Genomic DNA, 23,464 nt, shown 5'->3' on the forward strand with positions numbered 1-23,464 from the left:
ACCCCGGACCGCGTCACCACCGTCCTGCGACCCAAAGCCGACGCCGCCTGGCACCTGCACCACCTCACCCGCCACCAACCCCTCAAGGCGTTCGTCGTGTTCTCCTCGGCGGCGGGTGTGCTGGGGCAGGCGGGCCAGGCGAGTTACGCGGCCGCCAACGCCTTCCTCGACGCGCTCGCCGTGCGGCGACGGGCCGAGGGGCTGCCGGCCCTGTCCCTCGCGTGGGGCCTGTGGGCGGAGGCCAGCGGGATGACCGGGCACCTCGGTGAGGCCGACCTGCGTCGGCTGCGCCGTACGGGGCTCGTCGGCATGGCGTCCGAGGAGGGGCTCGCCCTGTTCGACGCGGCGCTGCGGGCCGTCGCCGTACGGCCCGACCGTGCGGTGCTGGTGCCCGCGCGGCTCGATCTGACGGCGGCGCGGGCCGGCGGCGAGGTGCCCGCGCTGCTGAGCGGGCTGGTGCGGCCCGCCGTACGGCGTGCGGCGACCGGCGCCGGGGCGGGCACCGCCTCCGTCTCAGGTTCCGGCTCCGCCGAGAGCGGTACGGCGGTGCTGCGCGACCGGCTCGCGGAGCTGGCGCCGAACGACCGGGCCCGGGCGCTGCTCGACCTGGTGCGCCGTCATGTGGCCGTCGTCCTCGGGCACACGGATTCCCAGCGCGTCGATCCCGAGCGGGGTTTCCTGGAGTTGGGCGTGGACTCGCTCACCGCCCTGGAACTGCGCAACCGTCTCGGTACGGAGGCCGGGCTGCGCCTGCCCGCCACCCTCGTCTTCAACCACCCCACACCGGCGGCCGTGGCCCGTTTCCTGGACGACAGGCTCTTCCCCGCACCGGAGGCGGCCACGGCGTCCTCCGCGGAGGAGTCGCACCCCGACGGACACACCGACGGACACACCGACGGACACACCGACGAATACGCCGACGCGCACGACGACGCGTACGACGACGAGGGCGCCGGCGAGGCCGGCAGCTCGATCGACGAGATGGACCTGGACGACCTGGTCCGGGCCGCCCTCGGCGACACGTGACCCTCTTCCCCCTGTTCTCTCTGCTCCCTCTGCTCCCTCTGCTCCCCCGCCCTCCCCGACCCACCACCCCTCCCGGACGTGCCGTAGTCCTCCTCCAGAGCCTCGGAGTTTTCGTTGACCGCGTCGAATGAAGAAGTCGTCAAGGCGCTGCGGACCTCGCTCAAGGAAGCCGAGTCCCTGCGGCAGCAGAACCGTGCGCTGGCCAGGGCGGTCTCGGAGCCCATCGCGATCGTCGGCATGGCCTGCCGCTACCCGGGGGACGTCACGTCTCCCGAGGAGCTGTGGCAGCTGGTGGCGGACGGCACCGACGCGATCTCCGGGTTCCCGCAGGACCGCGGATGGGACCTGCCGGGCCTGTACGACCCGGACCCCGAGGCGACCGGCCGGAGCTACACGCGTTCCGGCGGGTTCCTGCGCGGCGCCTCGCTCTTCGACCCGGACTTCTTCGGCATCAGCCCGCGCGAGGCCCTGGCGATGCACCCGCAGCAGCGGCTGCTCCTCGAAGTGTCGTGGGAGGCGCTGGAGCGCGCGGGCGTCGACCCGACGTCGGTGCGCGGCAGCCGGACCGGCGTCTTCGCGGGCGTGATGCACCAGGACTACGCGTCCCGGATGCGCCGGACCCCCGAGGACCTGGAGGGCTACCTGATGACGGGCAGCCTGGGCAGCGTGGTGTCGGGCCGCGTCGCCTACACGCTGGGGCTGGAGGGCCCGGCGGTCACCGTCGACACGGCATGCTCGTCCTCGCTGGTCGCCCTGCACCTGGCGGCGCAGTCGCTGCGCTCGGGCGAGAGCGAGCTGGCGCTCGCGGGCGGCGTGACGGTGATGACCTCGCCGGTCGGCTTCGTCGAGTTCAGCCGGCAGCGCGCGCTGTCCCCGGACGGTCGCTGCCGGTCCTTCGCGGCGGGCGCGGAGGGCACGGGCTGGGCCGAGGGCGTGGGCGTCCTGGTCCTGGAGCGGCTGTCGGACGCGCGGCGCAACGGCCACCGGATCCTGGCGGTCGTCCGGGGCTCGGCCGTCAACCAGGACGGCAGCAGCAGCGGCTTCTCGGCGCCGAACGGCCCCGCGCAGGAGCGCGCCATCCGGCAGGCGCTCAAGAGCGCCCGGCTGGCACCGGCGGACGTGGACGCCGTCGAGGCGCACGGCACCGGCACCAAGCTCGGCGACCCGATCGAGGCGCAGGCACTCATCGACACGTACGGACAGGACCGGCCCGCCGAACGGCCGTTGTGGCTCGGCTCGTTGAAGTCCAACATCGGACACGCGCAAGCCGCCGCGGGCATCGGCGGCGTCATCAAGATGGTCAAGGCGCTGGAGCACGGGGTGCTGCCCGCCACGCTCCACGTGGACGAACCCACCCCGCACGTCGACTGGAGCGAGGGCGGCGTTCGGCTGCTCACCGAGCAGCGGGAGTGGCCCGAGGTCGACCGTCCGCGCCGGGCCGCCGTGTCGTCCTTCGGCATCAGCGGGACGAACGCGCACATCATTCTGGAACAGGCGCCGGAGGAGACACGGCCCGCGACCGCTGCCGCGGCAGCCGCGCCCGCGGCGATCGCCCCACTCACCCCGCTCGTGCCGCTCGTGTTCTCCGCACGTTCCGCCGACGCCCTGCGCGCGCAGGCGGAGCGGCTGGCGGCATTCGTCCGGGGCACTTCGGCGGACGTACGTCACGTGAGCCACGCCCTGCTGACCCAGCGGGCCTCGCTGGAGCAGCGGGCGGTGGTGCTCGGGGTGGATCGGGAGCAACTGCTGGACGGACTCGCCGCGTTGGCGGAGGGGACCGAGGCCGCCGCAGTCGTCACGGGCCAGGGGAAGGCCGGGCGGCCGGTGTTCGTGTTTCCCGGCCAGGGATCACAGTGGACCGGGATGGCCGTCGAACTCCTCGACACATCCCAAGTGTTCGCCGAGTCGATCGCCGCATGCGAGGCCGCGCTCGCCCCGCACGTGGAATGGTCGCTGAGCGAAGTTCTGCGTGACGGCCAGCCGTTGACCCGGGTCGACGTCGTCCAGCCCGCACTGTTCGCGGTGATGGTGTCGCTGGCCGCGGTGTGGCGGTCTCTGGGAGTCGAACCGGCCGCTGTGGTGGGGCACTCGCAGGGCGAGATCGCCGCCGCCGTCGTCGCCGGAGCCCTCTCCCTCGAAGACGGCGCGAAAGTCGCCGCCCTCCGCAGCCGAGCCATCCTCAAGATCGCCGGACACGGCGGCATGGTCTCCCTCCCCCTGGCACCGGCCGACGCGACCGAACTCATCGAGCGCTGGGACGGCCGAATATCCGTCGCCGCCCTCAACGGCCCCCAGGCCACCGTCGTCGCCGGAGACGCCACCGCCCTCGACGAACTACTCGCCCACTGCGAGGCGGAGGAGATCCGCGCCCGCCGCATCGACGTCGACTACGCCTCCCACACCCCCCACGTCGAAGCCATAGAGACGGACCTGGCCGAACTCCTCGCCGGCATCAGCCCCCGCACGAGCACCGTGCCCTTCTACTCGACGGTCACGGGCACCTTGATCGACACCGCACAACTCGACGCCGCCTACTGGTACACCAACCTCCGCCAGACCGTCCTCCTCCACCCCACCCTCAAGCTCCTCACGACCGACGGCCACACCGCATTCCTCGAATGCAGCCCCCACCCCGTCCTCGTCCCCGCCATCGACGAAACCACGGACGGCACGGTCACCGGCACCCTCCGCCGCGACGAAGGCGGCTGGCAACGCCTCCTCACCTCCGCAGCCCACCTCCACGTCCACGGAACGTCCCTCACCTGGCCGACCACACATGCACCAGCCGCCCCCATCGACCTCCCCACCTACCCCTTCCAGCACCGCCACCTGTGGATCGAGGACCTGGCCGCCGAGGAGAGCGGGGGCCCGTCCGGTGTCGACGGATGGCGGTACGGCGTGGCATGGCGGCCGGTGGCCGAGGACCGGGCCGGGGACCGGGCCGGGACCGCGGGCGCGGCGGCTCGGCCGGCCGGCACCTGGTGGGTCTTGGTCCCCGAGGGGTACGCCGATGACGCCTGGGTGACGGCGGCGACGCGGCGGTTCGCCGAGGACGGCGCGCGGACCGTCGTCGTGGAACTGTCGGCGGCCGACACGGACCGGGCAGCGCTGGCGGAGCGGCTGCGCGCCCTGGACGGCGGGGCGGAGGGTCCCGCGGGGGTGCTGTCCTTCCTGGCCCGCGACGACCGGACGCGTCCGGGGAACCGGATCCTCACCACAGGCGTCGCCCTCACGCTGACGCTGGCCCAGGCACTGCACGACCTCGGACTGCGCGCGCCGCTGTGGTGCGCCACGCACGGGGCGGTGTCCACCGGTGCGGCGGACGGCCCGGCCGATCCGACGCAGGCCCAGATCTGGGGTCTCGGCCGCGTCATCGCTCTGGAACTCCCCTACGTCTGGGGCGGGTTGGTGGATCTCCCCGCGGAGCCCGACGGCGGGTCCCTCGCGCTGCTGCTCCGCACCGTGGCCGGTGAACCGGGCGTGGCCGAGGACCAGGTGGCGGTCCGCGCGGGCGGTGCCGTGGCCCGTCGGATGGTGAGCGCGGCGGTCGGGAACGCCCGGCCGGTGCGGCGGTGGCAGCCTCGGGGCACGGTGCTCGTCACGGGTGGCACGGGCAGTCTCGCGCCCCGGCTGGCCCGGCGGCTGGCGGAGACGGGGGCCGAGCACCTGGTGCTGGTGAGCCGTTCGGGACCGGACGCGCCGGGCGCCGCCGCGCTGTCGTCCGAACTGACCGCGCTGGGCGTCGCCGTGACGGTGGCCGCGTGTGATGTGTCCGACCGGGAATCGGTCGCACAGCTGCTCGCACGGCTGCGGGCGGACGGCCACACCGTGCGGACCGTGCTGCACACCGCCGCCCACATCGAGCTGGCGCCGGTCGACGGCACGACCCTGGAGAGCTTCGACGCCGTACTGGCCGCCAAGCTGGGCGGCGCCGGGCATCTCGCGGAGCTGCTGGACGCCGAGGAGCTGGACGCGTTCGTGCTGTTCTCCTCGATCGCCGCGTTCTGGGGCAGCGGCGACCACGCGGCGTACGCGGCGGCCAATGCCGCGCTGGACGCGATGGCCGAGCGCGGCCGGGCCCGGGGCCTGCCCATGACCTCGGTGGCGTGGGGCGTGTGGGAGGACGCGGTCAACACCTGGAAGAACCTGGGTGACACGGACGTGGAGGCGCGGCGCGAGCGGGTGCGCCGACAGGGGCTTCCGCTGATGCCGGCCGAGTCGGCCCTCGCGGCTCTGGAGCAGGCGCTCGACCAGGACGACACGTTCGTGGCCGTCTCGGACATCGACTGGGAGCGGTTCGTTCCCCTGTTCACGGCCGTGCGGCCGAGCCGGCTGCTGTCCGAACTGGCCCCCGCGCGGGCCGTGTCGGAGCGTACGGCGCAGGGTGCGTCCGACGGCTCGGCCGGGGGTTCGGCCGAACCGTCGGCCGCCGGGTCCGCGCTGCGTGAGCGGGTGGCCGGGCTGTCGGGGGCGGACGGGGACCGGGTTCTGCTTGACCTCGTCGGCGCGCACGCGAACGCCGTGCTCGGGCGATCCGCGACCGAGACGATCCGCCCCGACCGGGCCTTCAAGGACCTGGGCTTCGAGTCCCTCACGGCGGTGGAACTGCGCAACCGGCTGAACGCCGCCACCGGGCTTAAGCTGCCCGCCACCCTCGTCTTCGACCATCCGACTCCGCTCGCGCTCGTCGGGCGGCTGCGTGAGCTGGTTCTTCCCCCGACCGACACGCGGCTCACCGACGCGAAGCAGGTCAGCGGGGTGCCCGCCAACCGGACGACCGCCCACTCCCAGGAGCCGGCCGAGGACGCCGAGGACGCCGTGGCGATCGTGGGCATGGGGTGCCGTTTCCCCGGGGGCGTGGACTCCCCCGAGGCCCTCTGGCGGGTGCTCGCGCAGGGTGCGGACCTGGTCTCCGGCCCGCCCGCCGACCGGGGCTGGCTGCGGGCGGGGGCCGCCTTCGGCGTCGACGACCCCGAGTTGCTGAAGGGCGGCTTTCTGCGGGACGTGAGCGCGTTCGACGCGGACTTCTTCGGGATCAGCCCGCGCGAGGCCATGGCCATGGACCCGCAGCAGCGGCTGCTCCTCGAAACCTCCTGGGAGGCGTGCGAGCGGGCGGGCGTCGATCCGACGTCGCTGCGCGGCAGCCGGACCGGCGTCTTCGTCGGCGCGATGTCCCACTCCTACGGCCCACGGTCGAGCGACGCGCCCCCGGCCGTGCGGGACTACGTCATCACCGGCAGTGTCACGAGCGTGATCTCCGGCCGGCTGGCGTACGCGTACGGTCTCGAAGGGCCGGCGATCACCGTCGACACGGCGTGCTCGTCCTCACTGGTCGCCCTGCACCTGGCCGTGCAGTCGCTGCGGCGCGGGGAGAGCGAACTGGCCTTCGCGGGCGGTGTGGTGGTGATGCCCACGCCCGATATCTTCATCGGCTTCCGCCGGATGGGCGCGCTGTCGGAGACCTCGCGCTGCAAGGCGTTCTCGGACGACGCGGACGGCTTCGGCCTGGCCGAGGGCGCGGGCGTCCTGGTGCTGGAACGGTTGTCGGACGCGCGGCGCAACGGTCACCCCGTCCTGGCGGTCGTCCGGGGCTCCGCGCTCAACCAGGACGGCGCCTCCAACGGCCTCACCGCGCCGAACGGCCCCTCCCAGCAGCGTGTCATCCGAGCGGCGCTGGCCGACGCCGGCCTGGACCCGGCGGACGTGGACGCCGTCGAGGCGCACGGCACCGGCACCCGCCTCGGCGACCCCATCGAGGCGCAGGCCCTCATCGCCACCTACGGGCAGGACCGGCCCGTCGAACGGCCGTTGCGGCTGGGCTCGTTGAAGTCCAACATCGGCCACACGCAGGCCGCCGCCGGGGTGGCGGGCGTGATGAAGATGGTGCTGGCGCTGCGGCACGGCGTCCTGCCGAGGACCCTGCACATCACCGAACCCACGACCCACGTCGACTGGTCCGCCGGAACGGTGGAGCTGCTCACCGAACAGCACGAGTGGCCGACCGGCGAACGTCCGCGCCGCGCGGGCGTGTCCGCCTTCGGCATCAGCGGGACGAACGCGCACGTCATCCTGGAACAGGCACCACAGGAGTCCCGCCCCGAGCCGGCGCCGGACCGCCCGGCCGTCGCAGCCTGGCCGCTCTCCGCACGCTCCCCCGAGGCCCTGCGCGCCCAGGCGGCCCGACTGAGGAACGCGGTCACCGAGCACCCCGAGTGGACGCCGGCGGAGGTCGCCCACGCCCTGACGACCGGCCGCGCCGACTTCGAGCGGCGGGCGGTGTTGGTGGGCGCCGACCGGGAGCAACTGCTGGACTCGCTCGCCGCGTTGGCGGAGGGCGTCGAGGCGCCGGGTGTCGTCACCGGGCAGGGAGACGCGGGGCGGCCGGTGTTCGTGTTCCCCGGCCAGGGATCACAGTGGACCGGGATGGCCGTCGAACTCCTCGACACCTCACAGGTGTTCGCCGCATCGATCGCCGCATGCGAAGCCGCGCTCGCCCCGCACGTGGAGTGGTCGCTGACCGAAGTACTGCGTGACGGACAGCCGTTGACCCGGGTCGACGTCGTCCAGCCCGCGCTGTTCGCGGTGATGGTGTCGCTGGCCGCCGTCTGGCGGTCCCTCGGCGTCGAGCCGGCCGCTGTGGTGGGGCACTCGCAGGGCGAGATCGCCGCCGCCGTCGTCGCCGGAGCCCTCTCCCTCGAAGACGGCGCGAAAGTCGCCGCCCTCCGCAGCCGCGCCATCCTCAAGATCGCCGGACACGGCGGCATGGTCTCCCTCCCCCTGGCACCGGCCGACGCGACCGAACTCATCGAGCGCTGGGACGGCCGAATATCCGTCGCCGCCCTCAACGGCCCCCAGGCCACCGTCGTAGCAGGAGACGCCACCGCCCTCGACGAACTACTCGCCCACTGCGAGGCGGAGGAGATCCGCGCCCGCCGCATCGACGTCGACTACGCCTCCCACACCCCCCACGTCGAAGCCATAGAGACGGACCTGGCCGAACTCCTCGCCGGCATCAGCCCCCGCACCAGCACCGTCCCCTTCTACTCCACGGTGTCCGCCGCGCTGATCGACACCGCACAACTCGACGCGGCCTACTGGTACACCAACCTCCGCCAGACCGTCCTCCTCCACCCCACCCTCAAGCTGCTGACCACCGACGGGCACACCGCCTACCTCGAATGCAGCCCCCACCCGGTTCTCGTCCCCGCCATCGACGAAACCACCGAAGCCACCGTCACCGGCACCCTCCGCCGCGACGAAGGCGGCTGGCAACGCCTCCTCACCTCCGCCGCCCATCTCCACACCCACGGCACCCCCCTCACCTGGCCCACCACACCGGCATCGACCACCCCCACCGACCTCCCCACCTACCCCTTCCAACGCGACCGCTACTGGCTCGACTCCACACCCACGGCCACCACCGAGCACCCCCTGCTCGACACCACGATCCCCCTGGCCGGCAGCGACGCGTTCGTCCTCACCGGGCGGCTGTCCACGCACACGCATCCCTGGCTGGCCGACCACGCCGTATGGGGCACGGTGCTCGTCCCCGGGACCGGGCTCGTGGAGCTGGCCGTCCAGGCCGCCGACCGGGCCGGGTGCGACGTACTGGAGGAACTGACGCTCCAAGCGCCGCTGGTCCTGCCCGAGGACGACGTCGTTCGGCTTCAGGTCACCGTCGACGCGCCGGACGGGACCGGACGCCGGGCGGTGAGGATCCACAGCCGTCCCGAGCGGTCGGCGGACGACACCCCCTGGACCCACCACGCCACAGGTTCCGTGACGAGCGGTGCGGCACGCCCCGGCGGGGACCTGACCGCCTGGCCGCCCGTCGGTGCGCAGCCCGTCGACGTCACCGGGCTCTACCCGAGGCTGGCCGAGCGAGGGTTCGGATACGGGGCCGCCTTCCAGGGCCTGCACGCGGCGTGGCGGCGCGGCGGAGAGCTGTTCGCCGAGGTGCGGCTCGCGCAGGCCGAGCAGGGTACGGCCGACCGGTACGGTCTGCATCCCGCGCTCCTCGACGCGGCCCTGCACACCAGTCTGATCGACGGCGACGACGAGGTCCGGCTGCCGTTCGCCTGGAACGGTGTCACCCTGCACGCCACCGGCGCCACCGCCCTCCGCGTACGGCTCGCGCCCCTGGGGCCGGACGCGCTCACGCTGACCGTGGCCGACCAGGACGGCGTACCGGTGGCGACCGTGTCCTCACTGGCCGTACGGCCGGTGGCGCGGGAGCAGTTGGCCGCCGCGAGCCGTGCGGTCACGGCGACGGACACGCTGTTCGAGCTGACGTGGACGGAGGCCGCCCCGGCGGCGGCACCCGCGCCCCCGGCCGCCCGCGCTGCTGTCGTCGGGCCGGATCCGTTCGGGCTGAGCCCGGCTCTCGGCATCGCGGCCGCGGCCCCCGGTTTCGGCGCGCTCGCCGACGCGCCGCCCGGGGTGGTGGTCGTCCCCTGGGCACCCTCACGGGAGGAATCGGCGGGCGAGTCGGTGACCCGGGCGCTGGATCTGCTGCGGGAGTGGCTGGCCGACGACCGCTTCGCCGACGGGCGTCTGGTGCTGGTCACCCGGGGCGCGGTGGCCGTGGAGGAGGGTGCGGACGTCTCCGACCTGGGGGCGGCGGCCGTGTGGGGTCTGGTGCGGTCCGCCCAGACCGAGCATCCGGGGCGGGTGACGATCGCCGACATCGACGAGCCGGACGCCGTACGCGCTGTGGTGGCGGCCGTGGCGTCGGGCGAGGGCGCGGAGGGGCAGTACGCCGTGCGTGACGGCCGGCTTCTCGTGCCCCGGCTGACCCGGTCGCAGGCCCCGGCGGGCGAGGCGGCGCGGTGGGATCCGGAGGGCACCGTCCTGATCACGGGCGGGACCGGCACCCTCGGTTCGCTGCTCGCCCACCACCTCGTCACCCACCACGGCGTACGCCACCTCCACCTCCTCAGCCGACAAGGACCCCACGCCCCCGGCGCCCACCGACTCCGCACCGAACTCGAAGCACACGGCACCACCGTCACCCTCACCGCCTGCGACGTCTCCGACCGCACCGCCCTGGCCGAGGCGCTCACCCACATCCCCCACGAACACCCACTCACCGCCGTCGTCCACACCGCCGGCACCCTCGACGACGCCACCCTCGACACCCTCACCCCGGACCGCGTCACCACCGTCCTGCGACCCAAAGCCGACGCCGCCTGGCACCTGCACCACCTCACCCGCCACCAACCCCTCAAGGCGTTCGTGCTGTTCTCGGCGGCGGGCGGGCTGCTCGGCAACGCCGGGCAGGCCAACTACGCGGCCGCCAACGCCTACGTGGACGCTCTCGCCGCGCACCGCCGGGCGCGGGGGCTGCCCGCGGTGTCCCTCGCGTGGGGGCTGTGGGAGGAGGTCAGCGGGCTGACCGGCGGCCTCGCCCCGGCCGATCTGGCGCGGATGCGGCGGGCCGGCGTACTGCCCCTGCCGACCGAGGACGGGCTGGCGCTCTTCGATCGGGCGCTGGGACAGGAGCGCGCGCTGCTCGTCCCGGTCCGGCTGGACCGGCAGGCACTGCGCGGGCAGGCCGGCACCCGGCCGCTGCTGCGGGAGCTGGCCCCCCGGACGGAACGGCCACGAGCGGCGGCAGCCGCAGGTACTGGTACGGGTACTGGTGCCGACACCAGTACCGCCACGGCCGCTCCGGTCCTCTCGCTCACCGGGCTGACCCCCGGCGAACGAGCCCACACGCTGCGGGAGTTGGTACGACGACAGGTGGCGGCGGTGCTCGGCCACGCCTCCCCCGACGCGGTCGACCCCGAGCGCGGCCTGCTCGACGCGGGCTTCGACTCGCTGCGCGCGGTGGAGCTGCGCAACCTGCTCAACGCGGCCACCGGGCTACGGCTGCCCGCGACCCTGATCTTCGACCACCCCACCGCGTCGGCGGTCGCCGTCCACCTGGACGAGCTGCTGCACGCCACCGAGGGTCCCGGGGAGCAGGAGGAGCCGCCGTCCGGGGGCGGGTTGGCCGCGGTGGACAACCTGGAGGCCGGGCTTCTCGCCTCGGGACTCCTGACGGCGGACAGTACGGGCACCGCCGAGCGCGAGCAGGTGGCGGCGCGACTGAGTGAGCTGCTCGACCGGCTGGTCCCCGCCGGTGCGGTCCGGGAGGCGACCCTCACCACCGGCGCCTCCCCCGGCCAACACACCACCGAATTCGGCGAGTTCGAGAGCGAGTTCGACAACGCGTCCCTCGACGACATCCTCACCATCGTCGACGACGAGCTGCGCAAGTCCTGACATGGCCGACGACCCGCACCCCCCTCACGCACGGAAGAAGGCTGACGCAACCATGACGAGCGACGCCCCTCGCGGGGACTCAGGCCCTCTGGGCGCCGAGGCGAAGGTCGTGGACGCCCTGAAGCGGCTGACCCTGGACCTGCGCAGGACCCGGCAGCGGCTCCAGGAGGTCGAGTCGGCGGCGCGCGAGCCGATCGCGATCGTCGGCATGGCCTGCCGCTACCCGGGTGGCGTCGCCTCCCCCGAGGACCTGTGGCGGCTGGTCGCCGAGGGCCGGGACGTCATCGCGCCGCTGCCGGCCGACCGCGGCTGGGACCCGGACCTGTACGACCCGGACCCGGCCCGCACCGGCAAGGTCACGGTCCGCGAGGGAGGCTTCCTGGACGATCCGGCCGCCTTCGACCCGGCGTTCTTCGGGATGAGCGCCCGGGAGGCCCTGGCGACCGACCCCCAGCAGCGGCTGCTGCTGGAGACCTCCTGGGAGGCAGTCGAGCGCGCCGGCATCGACCCGGTGTCGCTGCGCGGCAGCCGTACCGGGGTCTTCGCGGGCGTGATCTACCAGGACTACGCGGCCCGACTGCGCAACGCGCCGGGCGAGTTCGAGGGGTATCTCGGCAACGGCAGCACGGGCAGTGTGGCCTCGGGCCGGGTCGCGTACGCGCTCGGTCTGGAGGGGCCGGCGATCAGTCTGGACACGGCCTGTTCGTCGTCGCTGGTGGCGCTGCACGAGGCGGCGCAGGCGCTGCGGGCCGGTGAGTGCGAGCTGGCGCTGGCCGGTGGTGTCACGGTGATGGCGTCGCCGCTGGCGCTGCTGGAGTTCAGTCGGCAGCGCGGGCTGGCGGGCGACGCCCGCTGCAAGGCGTTCGCTGCCGGGGCCGACGGCACCGCGCTCGGTGAGGGCATCGGGATGCTGTTGCTGGAGCGGCTGTCCGACGCCCGCCGGCACGGGCGGCGGGTGCTGGCCGTGGTCCGGGGCAGCGCCGTCAACCAGGACGGTGCCAGCAGCGGGCTGACCGCGCCGAGCGGGCCGGCGCAGCGGCGGGTGATCCGGCGGGCGCTGGACCGGGCGGGGCTGTCGGCGGCGGACGTGGACGCGGTCGAGGCGCACGGCACCGGCACCAGGCTCGGGGACCCGATCGAGGCGCAGGCACTCATCGACACGTACGGGCAGGACCGGCCTGCCGAACGGCCGTTGTGGCTCGGCTCGGTGAAGTCGAACATCGGGCACGCGCAGGCCGCCGCCGGGGTCGCCGGGGTCATCAAGATGGTGCAGGCGATGGAGCACGGGGTGCTGCCCCGCACGCTGCACGTGGACGCGCCGAATCCGCACGTGGACTGGTCGGCGGGCGCCGTGAAGCTGCTCACGGAGCGGCGGGAGTGGCCGGCGGGCGGACGGCCCCGGCGGGCGGGGGTGTCGTCCTTCGGCGTCAGCGGGACCAACGCCCACGTGGTGCTGGAGCAGGGCGATCCCACGCCCGCCGCTCGGACCCGTTCCGGTGGCGGCGCCGTGCCGTGGGTCCTGTCCGGTCGTACGGAGGACGCGCTGCGTGCCCAGGCGGCACGGCTGGCCGCGCATCTGACGGAGCGTCCGGAACTGTCGGCCGAGGCGGTGGGCGCCGCGCTGGCCCGGGGCAGATCGGTGTTCGAGCACCGCGCGGTGGTGCTCGGCGCCGACCGCGCCGCACTGCTCGCGGGGCTGACGGCGCTGGCCGAGGGGCGTGACGCCCCCGGCCTCGGGCACGGGCAGGTCGCGTCGGACGCCCGGGCCGTGCTCGTGTTCGCCGACCGGGGGCCGACGGCGGATCTCGGCTGGGCCGCGCGGCTCGCCGCGTCGTCCGAGGTGTTCGGTGAGTGGCTGGACCGGTGCGAGGAGGCGCTGCGGGCGGTCACCGACCTGCCGCCGCTGCGCGACATGCTGCACGGCGGGACCGGTGAACCGGCGGAACCGGCTGAAGCGGCTGAACCGGCAGAACCGGCGGTCCGCTGGGCGGTGTTGGTGGCCCTCGGCGGACTGTGGGAGGCGTTCGGGGTCCGCGCGACGGCGGTCGTCGGCGTGAGGGACGGCGAGGACGAGGTGACGGCGCTCGCCGCCGCCTGTGTCGCGGGCGCGACACCACTGAAGGAGGCGGCCCGCGCGGTGCTGTGCGGCGGCGGGACACCGCAGCCGGGCACCGCCCGCGTCCCGCTGCTGACGGCCACCGCGCCCGGCGAACTGGAGCGGATCGTGGGCGAGTTGGCCGACCGCGGGCTCTTCGTGGAGGTCGGCCCGTCGGGGTCGGTCGCCCCGCTCCTCCCCGCGGGGCGGACCGTCGTGTCCCCGGTCGGCGGCGGCCGGACGGAGGACGCGCTGTGGGCCGCGCTGGCCCGCCTGCACGTGAGCGCCGCGACCGTGACCTGGTCGGCGGCCTTCCCCGCGCCGGGCCCGGACGGCCCGTTCCCGGCCGAGCTGCCCACGTACGCCTTCCGTCGCCGCCGGTACTGGCTGGACGACGGCCCGCGCGTCGCGGACCCGACGGCCGCCGGACTCGCGCCCGCCGGACATCCGCTGCTCGGTGCGGCGGTGGAACTCCCCGACGGCGAGGGCCTGTTGTTCACGGGGCGGCTGTCGACGGCCACCCATCCGTGGCTCGCGGACCATGCGGTCGCCGGTCGGTTCGTGGTGCCGGGTACGGCGCTGCTGGAGCTGGCCGGCTGGGCCGGCGCGCGCGCCGACTGCCCGCGGGTCGCCGAACTGACCCTGCACGCCCCGCTGGAGCTGCCCACCACCGGGTGCGCGCTCCGGCTGCACGTCACCGCTGCGGACGCCGACGGCCGGCGCCGCCTCACCGTCTCCGCCCGCCCGGGCCCCGAGCAGGGGTGGACCCGGCACGCGACCGGCACCCTCTCTCCCGTCGAGGCGCGGGACGAGGCCGACGCCGACCTGGTGACATGGCCGCCGCGCGACGCCGAGCCCGTCGGCGTCGACATCGACGACCTCCACCGGCGGGCCGCCCGCCACGGCATCGCCTACGGGCCCGCCTTCCGGGGGCCGCGGTCCGTGTGGCGCCGGGGCGACGAGGTCTTCGCGGAGGTCGCCCTGCCCGACAGCCTGCGGACGGAGGCCGGCCGCTACGGCATGCACCCCGCGCTGCTCGACGCCGCGCTCCAGGCATGGACGGCGGCGCACCCGCGGGCCCTGGCGGAACGCCGGGTGCCGCACGTCTGGCACGGCGTGACCACGGGCGCGTCCGGGGCGGGCGCCCTGCGGGTACGGATCGCTCCGGCCGACGGGTACGCCGAGGACGGCGCCCACGCGGTGACCGTGCGGGCCGCCGACGCGGCGGGCGTCCCCGTGCTGTCCGTGACCGCCCTCGTCTCCCGCCCCCTGCGCGGCGCCGAGCGCGCAGGAATGCTGCTGCGGCCCGAGTGGGCATCTCTGGCGGCACTGCCAGGCCCCGTGGAGTCGGTGGACTCAGCGGACATGGTGGTCGTGGCGCTCGGCCCGGCGGACGATCTGCCGGTGGCCGTCGACCGCCGGTACGACGCTCTGGGCGCCCTGGTCGAGGCGGTCGCCGCCGGTGCGCCCGCGCCGAACGTGGTCCTGCTCCCGGTCTCCGGCCTGCCGGTGCCACCCTCGGCCGACGTCCCGGAAGCCGTGCACTCGACGACCGTCGCTCTCCTCGCCGTCCTGCGGACCTGGCTCTCGGAGCCGGGGCTGAGGTCGAGCAGGCTGGTGACGGTCTCGCGGGAGGCGGCCGGGGCGTCTGACGCCCGGGACGCCTCGCCCCTCGTCAACACCGCGCCCCTCGTCGACGCCACACCGCTCATCGACACCGCACCCCTCATCGACGCCGCCGTACGCGGGCTGATGCGCAGCGCGCGGACCGAGCACCCGCGACGGTTCGGGCTGCTCACGGTGGCGGGCCCGGAGACACCCGGGCCGCGGGCGCTCGCACGGGCACTGGACGCCGTACGGGACGAGCCGGAGGTCGCGCTGAGGGACGGCGAGGTGTGGGTACCGCGGCTGTCCCCGGCAGAGCCCGCGGATCACCTTCCGGCCCCCGAGGCCCCCGAGGCCTCCGTGGACCGCCTTCCGGCCGTCGATCCGGACGGGACCGTGCTGGTCACCGGGGGCACCGGCACCCTGGGGGCGCTGGTGGCCCGGCATCTGGTCGCGCGGGGCGCCCGGCATCTGCTGCTGACCGGCCGCCGGGGCGAACAGACGCCGGGGGCAGCCGAGTTGGCGGCGGAACTGGCCGCCGAGGGGGCGCGGGTCACCGTGGCCGCCTGCGACACCGCCGACCGGGACGCGCTCGCGGCACTCCTGGACGCCGTACCCGCCGCGCACCCCCTGACGGCCGTCGTGCATGTGGCCGGGGTGACGGCCGACGCCTCGGTCGGCTCGCTCACGGACGGCCGACTCGCCACCGTGCTCCGGCCGAAGGTGGACGCGGCCTGGCATCTGCACGAGCTGACGCGCGAGACGCCGCTGACGGAGTTCGTGACGTTCTCCTCCGCGTCCGGTGTGTTCGGCGGTGCCGGGCAGGCCAACTACGCGGCCGCCAACGCCTTCCTGGACGCCCTCGCCCACCACCGGCACGCCCAGGGGCTGCCCGGCCGCTCCCTCGCCTGGGGTCCGTGGGCCGAACGCAGCTCCCTCACCGCCGACTTGACGGCGGCCGACCGGGCCCGGATCGAGCAGGACGGCATCCGGGCGCTCGCCACGGCGGACGCCCTGGACCTGTTCGACGCCGCCCTCGCGACGGCCGACGCCCCGGTCCTCGTCCCCCTCGGCATCGACCCGGCACGGCTGCGGGACCGCCGGGACGACGGGCGGCTGCCGGCGCTGCTGAGCGCGGTGGCGGACACCGGTCGACGGGAGGCGTCGAAGGGCAGCCCCGCACCGACCGACGCGAACGCCACGGCCATCTCGCCCGCCTCGGCCACATCCGTCACCCCGGCCACCCCGGCCACCCCGGCCACCCCGGCCCCGGAGGTCCCGTATGCCGAGCAGCTGAAGGGGATGCCGGAGGCCGAGCGGCGGCGGGCCCTGCTCGACCTGGTCCGCTCGCACGCGGCCGTGGTGCTGGGCGGCGGCCAGTCGGCCCGGGACATCCCGCCCCAGCAGGGCTTCGTCGACCTGGGCTTCGACTCCCTGTCCAACCTGGAGTTCCAGGAAAGGCTGTACGACGCCACCGGCATCGACCTGCCGAGCACGCTGATCTTCGACCATCCGACCGCCGAGGCCCTCGCCGACCACCTCGGCGCGGAACTGACCGGGGCGGCGGACGGCGGCGGTTCCACCGTGGCTCCGGCGCTGGCCGAACTCGACCGGCTGGAGGCGTTCCTGGCCTCCGTCGCCGAGGACGCCGACGCCAGGGCCAGGGAGACGGTCGCGCACCGGCTGCGGGACCTCGTCTCCCGCTGGCCCGGCGGCGGACCGGATCAGGACGGCGGTCGGGACGAGGGCGGCCCCGTGACAGCGGGGCTCGCGTCGGCGTCCGACGACGAACTCTTCGAGGTTCTCCACCAGTTGCGCTCCGCCGACGGCGGGGCGCAGACGGACAAGCAGCGTCTCTAGGAGCAGGGCACCGTGTCGCAACCACAGCAGCAACAGCCGGCCTCGTCCTCGGCGCAGGTGGACAAGTTCCGTGAGCATCTGCGCTGGGCCACCGCCGAGTTGGGCGAGGCCCGCCGCCGGGTGACCGAGCTGGAGGAGGCCGACCGCGAGCCGATCGCGATCGTCGGCATGGCGTGCCGCTACCCGGGCGGGGTCGCCTCCCCCGAGGACCTGTGGCGGCTGGTCGCCGAAGGCCGGGACGCCGTCGGCGCGCCGCCCGCCGAACGCGGCTGGCCCGCCGAGGAGTTCTTCGACCCGAGCGGACAGCGGCCGGGCACGTCGTACGTCTGGGAGGGCGGATTCCTGGAGGGCGCCGCCGACTTCGACCCGGCGTTCTTCGACATCAGCCCGCGCGAGGCCCTGGCCATGGACCCGCAGCAGCGGCTGCTCCTCGAAACGTCCTGGGAGGCGGTCGAACGCGCCGGGATCGACCCGACGACGCTGCGCGGCACCCGCGTCGGGGTGTTCGCCGGGCTGATGTACCACGACCACGCCACCCGGCTGGGCGAGGTGGACGAGGCCGTCGCGGGCTTCCTGGGCAGCGGCAACGCGGGCAGCGTGGCCTCCGGCCGGATCGCGTACGTCCTGGGCCTGGAGGGCCCGGCGGTCACCGTCGACACGGCGTGCTCGTCCTCGCTGGTCGCCCTGCACCTGGCCGCGCACGCGGTACGGCGCGGGGAGTGCGCCCTGGCGCTGGCGGGCGGGGTCACCGTGATGGCCACGCCGTCCACCCTCGTCGACTTCAGCAGGCTGGGCGGGCTCGCGCGGGACGGCCGGATCAAGTCCTTCGCGGCCTCGGCGGACGGCACGGCCTGGGGCGAGGGCGCGGGCATGCTGCTCGTCGAACGGCTCTCCGACGCCCGCCGCCTGGGCCATCCGGTCCTCGCCGTGCTGCGCGGTTCCGCCGTCAACCAGGACGGCGCCACCAGCAGCCTGTCCGCGCCGAACGGCCCCTCGCAGCAGCGGGTGGTCCGGGCCGCCCTGGCCTCGGCACGGCTCTCCCCCGACCTGGTGGACGCCGTGGAGGCGCACGGGACGGGCACGACCCTGGGCGACCCGATCGAGGCGCAGGCCCTCCTGGCGACCTACGGACAGGACCGCCCGGCCGAACGACCCCTGTGGCTCGGCTCGTTGAAATCCAACATCGGCCACACCCAGGCCGCCGCCGGCGTCGGCGGCGTCATCAAGACCGTCATGGCCCTGCGTCATGGCATCCTGCCCGCCACGCTCCACGTGGACGAGCCGACCCCGCACGTCGACTGGACGACCGGCGCCGTCTCCCTCCTCACCGAGCGGCGCGAGTGGCCCGAGACCGGCCGCCCGCGCCGGGCCGCCGTCTCCTCCTTCGGCGTGAGCGGGACGAACGCCCACGTCATCCTGGAACAGGCACCGCAGGAGCCCCGCCCCGAGCTGGCGCCGCACCGCCCGGCCGTCGCAGCCTGGCCGCTCTCCGCACGCTCCCCCGAAGCCCTGCGCGCCCAGGCGGCCCAGCTGCGGAACGCGGTCACCGAGCACCCCGCCTGGTCCCCCGCCGAGATCGGCCACGCCCTGGCCACCGGCCGGACACGCTTCGAGCATCGGGCCGTGTTGGTGGGCTCCGATCGCGAGCAACTGCTGGACTCGCTCGCCGCGTTGGCGGAGGGCGTCGAGGCACCCGGAGTCGTCATCGGGCAGGGGGATGCCGGGCGACCCGTGTTCGTGTTCCCCGGTCAGGGGTCGCAATGGACCGGTATGGCCGTCGAACTCCTCGACACATCCCAAGTGTTCGCCGAGTCGATCGCCGCATGCGAGACCGCGCTCGCCCCGCACGTGGAATGGTCGCTGACCGAAGTACTGCGTGACGGACAGCCGTTGACCCGGGTCGACATCGTCCAGCCCGCACTGTTCGCCGTCATGGTCTCGCTGGCCGCGGTGTGGCGGTCTCTGGGAGTCGAACCGGCCGCCGTCATCGGACACTCCCAGGGCGAGATCGCCGCCGCCGTCGTCGCCGGGGCCCTCTCCCTCGAAGACGGCGCGAAAGTCGCCGCCCTCCGCAGCCGAGCCATCCTCAAGATCGCCGGACACGGCGGCATGGTCTCCCTCCCCCTGGCACCGGCCGACGCGACCGAACTCATCGGGCGCTGGGACGGCCGAATATCCGTCGCCGCCCTCAACGGCCCCCAGGCCACCGTCGTCGCCGGAGACGCCACCGCCCTCGACGAACTACTCGCCCACTGCGAGGCGGAGGAGATCCGCGCCCGCCGCATCGACGTCGACTACGCCTCCCACACCCCCCACGTCGAAGCCATAGAAACCGACCTCGCCGAACTCCTCGCCGGCATCAGCCCCCGCACGAGCGCCGTGCCCTTCTACTCGACGGTCACGGGCACCTTGATCGACACCGCACAACTCGACGCCGCCTACTGGTACACCAACCTCCGCCAGACCGTCCTCCTCCACCCCACCCTCAAGCTCCTCACGACCGACGGACACACCGCATTCCTCGAATGCAGCCCCCACCCCGTCCTCGTCCCCGCCATCGACGAAACCACCCAAGGCACGGTCACCGGCACCCTCCGCCGCGACGAAGGCGGCTGGCAACGCCTCCTCACCTCCGCAGCCCACCTCCACGTCCACGGAACGTCCCTCACCTGGCCGACCACACATGCACCAGCCGCCCCCATCGACCTCCCCACCTACCCCTTCCAACGCAGCCGGTACTGGTTGGAGGCCACCGCGCCGACCCGGGCCTCGGACCCCACCGGGCACCCCCTGCTCGACGCCTCGATCCCGCTGGCCGGCAGCGACGCGCTCGTGCTCACCGGCCGGCTGTCCCTCCGCACGCACCCGTGGCTGGCCGATCACGCCGTGTGGAACACGGTCCTGGTGCCGGGTACGGCGCTCGTGGAACTCGCCGTCCAGGCCGCCGACCAGGCCGGGTGCGACGTACTGGAGGAACTGACGCTCCAGGCGCCACTGGTCCTGCCCGAGGACGGCGGGGACGGCGCCCTGCACCTCCAGGTCACCGTCGAGGCGCCGGACGAGACCGGCCGGCGCGGCGTGACCGTCCACAGCCGCCCGGAGGGGGACACGGACTGGACCTGTCACGCGACCGGCTGGGTGACCGGCACGACGGCGGCGCCGCCGGACTGGGACCTGACCGCCTGGCCGCCCGTCGGCGCCGAGCCCGTGGACCTCACCGGCCTCTACCCGAGACTGGCCGGGCAGGGGCTCGGCTACGGCCCCGCCTTCCAGGGCCTGCGCGCGGTCTGGCGGCGCGGCGAGGAGCTGTTCGCCGAAGTGCGGCTGCCGGACGAACTCCACGACACGGCAGGCCGGTTCGGGCTGCATCCCGCGCTCCTCGACGCGGCGCTGCACGCCGGGCTCGCCGAGGGCGTCGACACCGTCCGCCTGCCGTTCGCCTGGAGCGGTGTCACCCTGCACGCCACCGGCGCCACCGCGCTCCGCGTGCGCGTCGCACCCGAGGGACCGGACGGCCTCACCCTCGCCGTGGCCGACCAGAGCGGCCGGCCGGTCGCCGAGGTCGCCTCGTTGACGAGCCGTACGGTGAGCGAGGAGCAACTCGCCCGCACGGCGCCCCTGCTGTACACGGAGTGGACCGAACTCCCGCTGCCCGACACCGCTTCGGACGACGATGTGTTCGTCCTGGGCGCGGACGGCCTCGGGCTCGGTCTCGACACCCGCCCCGCCCTCGACGCCCCCGGCACGTTCGTGGTGTCGTGCGGCGGCGCCGACCCGGCCCCGGCGGACCCGACTCCGGGCGAAGCGGCCCCGGCGGCCCCGGCGAACCCGACCGCTCCGCCCCCGGCGGACACGCCGGAGGCCGTCCGGGCCGTGCTGCACCGTGTCCTGTCCGTCGTCCGCGAGTGGGCGGCCGACGAGCGGTTCGCCGGCGGTCGGCTGGTGCTGGTGACGCGTGGTGCGGTGGCGGCCGGGGACGGCGAGGGCGTGGCGGACCTGGTGCACGCGCCGCTGTGGGGGCTGCTGCGCTCGGCGCAGTCCGAGCACCCCGAGCGGTTCGTGCTGGTCGACGTGGACGGGCGGGAGTCGTCCCGGGCCGCGCTGCGTCGCGCGCTGGCGTCCGGGGAGCCCCAGTGCGCGCTGCGCGACGGTCGGCTGCTGGTGCCCCGGCTGGCGCGGGAGACGGCCGGGCGGCAACTGGCGGCGCCGGCCGACGGTTCGGCCTGGCGGCTGGACACCACCGGCAAGGGCACGCTGGAGAACCTCGCGCTGGTGCCGTACCCGCAGGCGCGGGCCGCGCTGCCGTCCGGGCACGTCCGGGTCTCGGTCCGCGCGGCCGGCATGAATTTCCGTGACGTGCTGCTGGGCCTGGGGATGGTCGACCAGGACGTGATGGGCGGCGAGGCGGCCGGTGTCGTGCTGGACGTGGCGTCGGACGTCACGGACCTGGCGCCGGGCGACCGGGTGATGGGCATGGTGCCGGGGTCGTTCGGCCCGGTCGCGGTCGTCGACCGGCGGCTGCTCGTCCCGCTGCCGGAGGGGTGGACGTACGCGGAGGGCGCCTCGGTGCCGATCGCGTTCCTCACCGCCTACTACGGCCTCGTCGACCTCGCCGGCCTGCGGGCCGGGGAGTCGGTGCTGATCCACGCGGCGACGGGCGGCGTGGGCCTGGCCGCGCTGCAACTGGCCCGCCACCTGGGCGCCGAGGTGCACACGACGGCGTCCCCGGCCAAGTGGGAGACGCTGCGGGCGCTCGGTGTGCCCGACGAGCGGATCTCCTCGTCCCGCTCCCTGGACTTCGAGGAGCGGGTGCGGGCGGCCACCGGTGGGCGCGGGGTGGACGTCGTCCTGAACTCGCTGGCCCACGAGTTCGTCGACGCGTCGCTGCGGCTGCTGACCCCCGGTGACGGTGGCGGACCGCACGGCGGGCGGCGGTTCGTGGAGATGGGCAAGACCGACATCCGCGACGCCGAGCGGGTCGCGGCCGACCGTCCGGGCGTCTCGTACCTCTGGTTCGACCTGATCGAGGCGGGCCACGAGCGCATCGGCCGGATGATGGCCGAGCTGATGCCGCTGTTCGACAGCGGTGCGCTGCGGCCCGTCCCGACGTCCGCGTGGGACGTACGGCGCGGGTTGGACGCCTTCCGGTACATGAGCCAGGCCCGGCACGTGGGCAAGGTGCTGCTGACCATGCCGCCGGCCGCGCTCGACCCGGACGGCACGGTGCTGATCACCGGCGGCACCGGGACCCTGGGCGCCCTGGTGGCCCGGCATCTGGTTGCCGAGCACGGTGTACGGCGTCTGCTGCTGCTCGGGCGGCGGGGCGAGGCCGCCGAGGGCGTCGCCGCACTGCGCGCCGGCCTCACCGCGGCGGGCGCCGAGGTGACCGTGGCGGCCTGCGACAGCGCGGACCGCGAGGCGCTCGCGGCGGTCCTGGCCGGGATCCCGGCCGCGCACCCGCTCACCGGCGTGGTGCACGCGGCCGGTGTGCTCGACGACGCCGTCCTGGCCGCCCTGACACCCGCGCGGCTCGACGCGGTGCTGCGGCCCAAGGTCGACGCGGCCTGGCATCTGCACGAGCTGACACGGGACCTGGATCTCGCCGCGTTCGTGCTGTTCTCCTCGTCGGCGGCGGTGCTGGGCGGCCCCGGCCAGGGCAACTACGCGGCGGCCAACGCCTTCCTCGACGCCCTCGCCCGGCACCGGCGCGCCCAGGGGCTGCCCGGGCTCTCCGTGGCCTGGGGGCTGTGGGAGCGGGCGAGCGCGATGACGGGCCACCTGGACGCGGGCGATCTGGCCCGGTTGCGCCGGGCGGGTTTCCACACCCTGTCCGACGCCGACGGGCTCGCCCTGTTCGACGCGGCCCTGTCGTCGGACCGGTCCGAGGTGGTGGCGGTACGGCTGGACACGGCGGCCCTCGGGACGGGCGGCGGGAACGCCCACCCGCTGCTGCGGGGCCTGGCCGGACCGGCCGCCCGCCACCGTCGTACGGTCGAGGCGGCGACGGCCGACGGCGTGAACTCCTCGTCCGCGCCACAGGAGTTGGCGGAGCGACTGGCGGCGCTGCCGGCCGTGGAGCGCGGACGCGTGCTGCTGGACCTCGTCCGGGACGCCGCCGCCCTGGTGCTAGGGCATTCGTCGAACACGGCGATCGGACCCCAACAGGCTTTCAAACAGCTCGGGTTCGACTCGCTGACGTCCGTCGAGCTGCGCAACCGGCTGAACTCGGCCACCGGTCTGCGGCTGCCCGCCACCCTCGTCTTCGACCACCCGACCCCGACGGCCCTCGGCGAACACCTGCTGCGCGAACTGGCCCCGGCCGCACCGGCGTCGGCGGCTCCCGCCTCCCCCGCGGACCTCACCGACGACGACGTACGCCGGCTGCTGGCCACCCTTCCGCCGGCCCGGCTGCGGGAGTCCGGGCTGCTGGCGGCCCTGCTGGAACTGAGCGGACCGGCAGCCCCAGCGGACGGCGCCGAGAACCCGATCGAGTCCGACGATCCGGCCACGTCCGACGACCCGGACGAGTTCGACGACCCGAACGAGTTCGACGCCCTGGACGCGGACGACCTCATCAACCTGGCGCTCGGCACGGGCGACCGATGAGCGCGG

4 protein-coding genes and 1 pseudogene are annotated in these 23,464 nt (G+C 74.9%); all 5 read left to right on the forward strand.

Annotated elements, in window-relative coordinates; translation table 11 throughout:
* Positions 1–1,026, forward strand: a 1,026-nt coding sequence (locus ACZ6D7_RS38960) for an acyl carrier protein (protein ID WP_469501252.1), incomplete at its 5' end; no start/stop codon positions are given.
* A gap of 114 nt (positions 1,027–1,140) precedes the next feature.
* On the forward strand, positions 1,141–11,292 hold the full coding sequence (locus tag ACZ6D7_RS38965; RefSeq protein ID WP_469501255.1) for an SDR family NAD(P)-dependent oxidoreductase: 10,152 nt from the start codon (positions 1,141–1,143) through the stop codon (positions 11,290–11,292).
* A gap of 52 nt (positions 11,293–11,344) precedes the next feature.
* On the forward strand, positions 11,345–16,852 hold the full coding sequence (locus ACZ6D7_RS38970) for a type I polyketide synthase (protein WP_469501258.1): 5,508 nt from the start codon (positions 11,345–11,347) through the stop codon (positions 16,850–16,852).
* 57 nt (positions 16,853–16,909) lie between these two features.
* Positions 16,910–16,954 (forward strand): annotated as a pseudogene (locus ACZ6D7_RS38975) (hypothetical protein); the annotation flags it as partial.
* An 18-nt stretch (positions 16,955–16,972) separates the two neighbouring features.
* Entirely contained in the window at positions 16,973–23,458 is a 6,486-nt protein-coding gene (locus tag ACZ6D7_RS38980) for a type I polyketide synthase (RefSeq protein ID WP_469501349.1), read from the forward strand.
* Positions 23,459–23,464 lie beyond the last annotated feature (6 nt).

The organism is Streptomyces sp. NPDC041784, from assembly GCF_055591025.1.

Excerpts from the sequence above, each read along its gene's own strand:
- ACZ6D7_RS38970 (WP_469501258.1), top strand. The coding sequence starts at position 11,345 with ATGACGAGCGACGCCCCTCGCGGGGACTCAGGCCCTCTGGGCGCCGAG.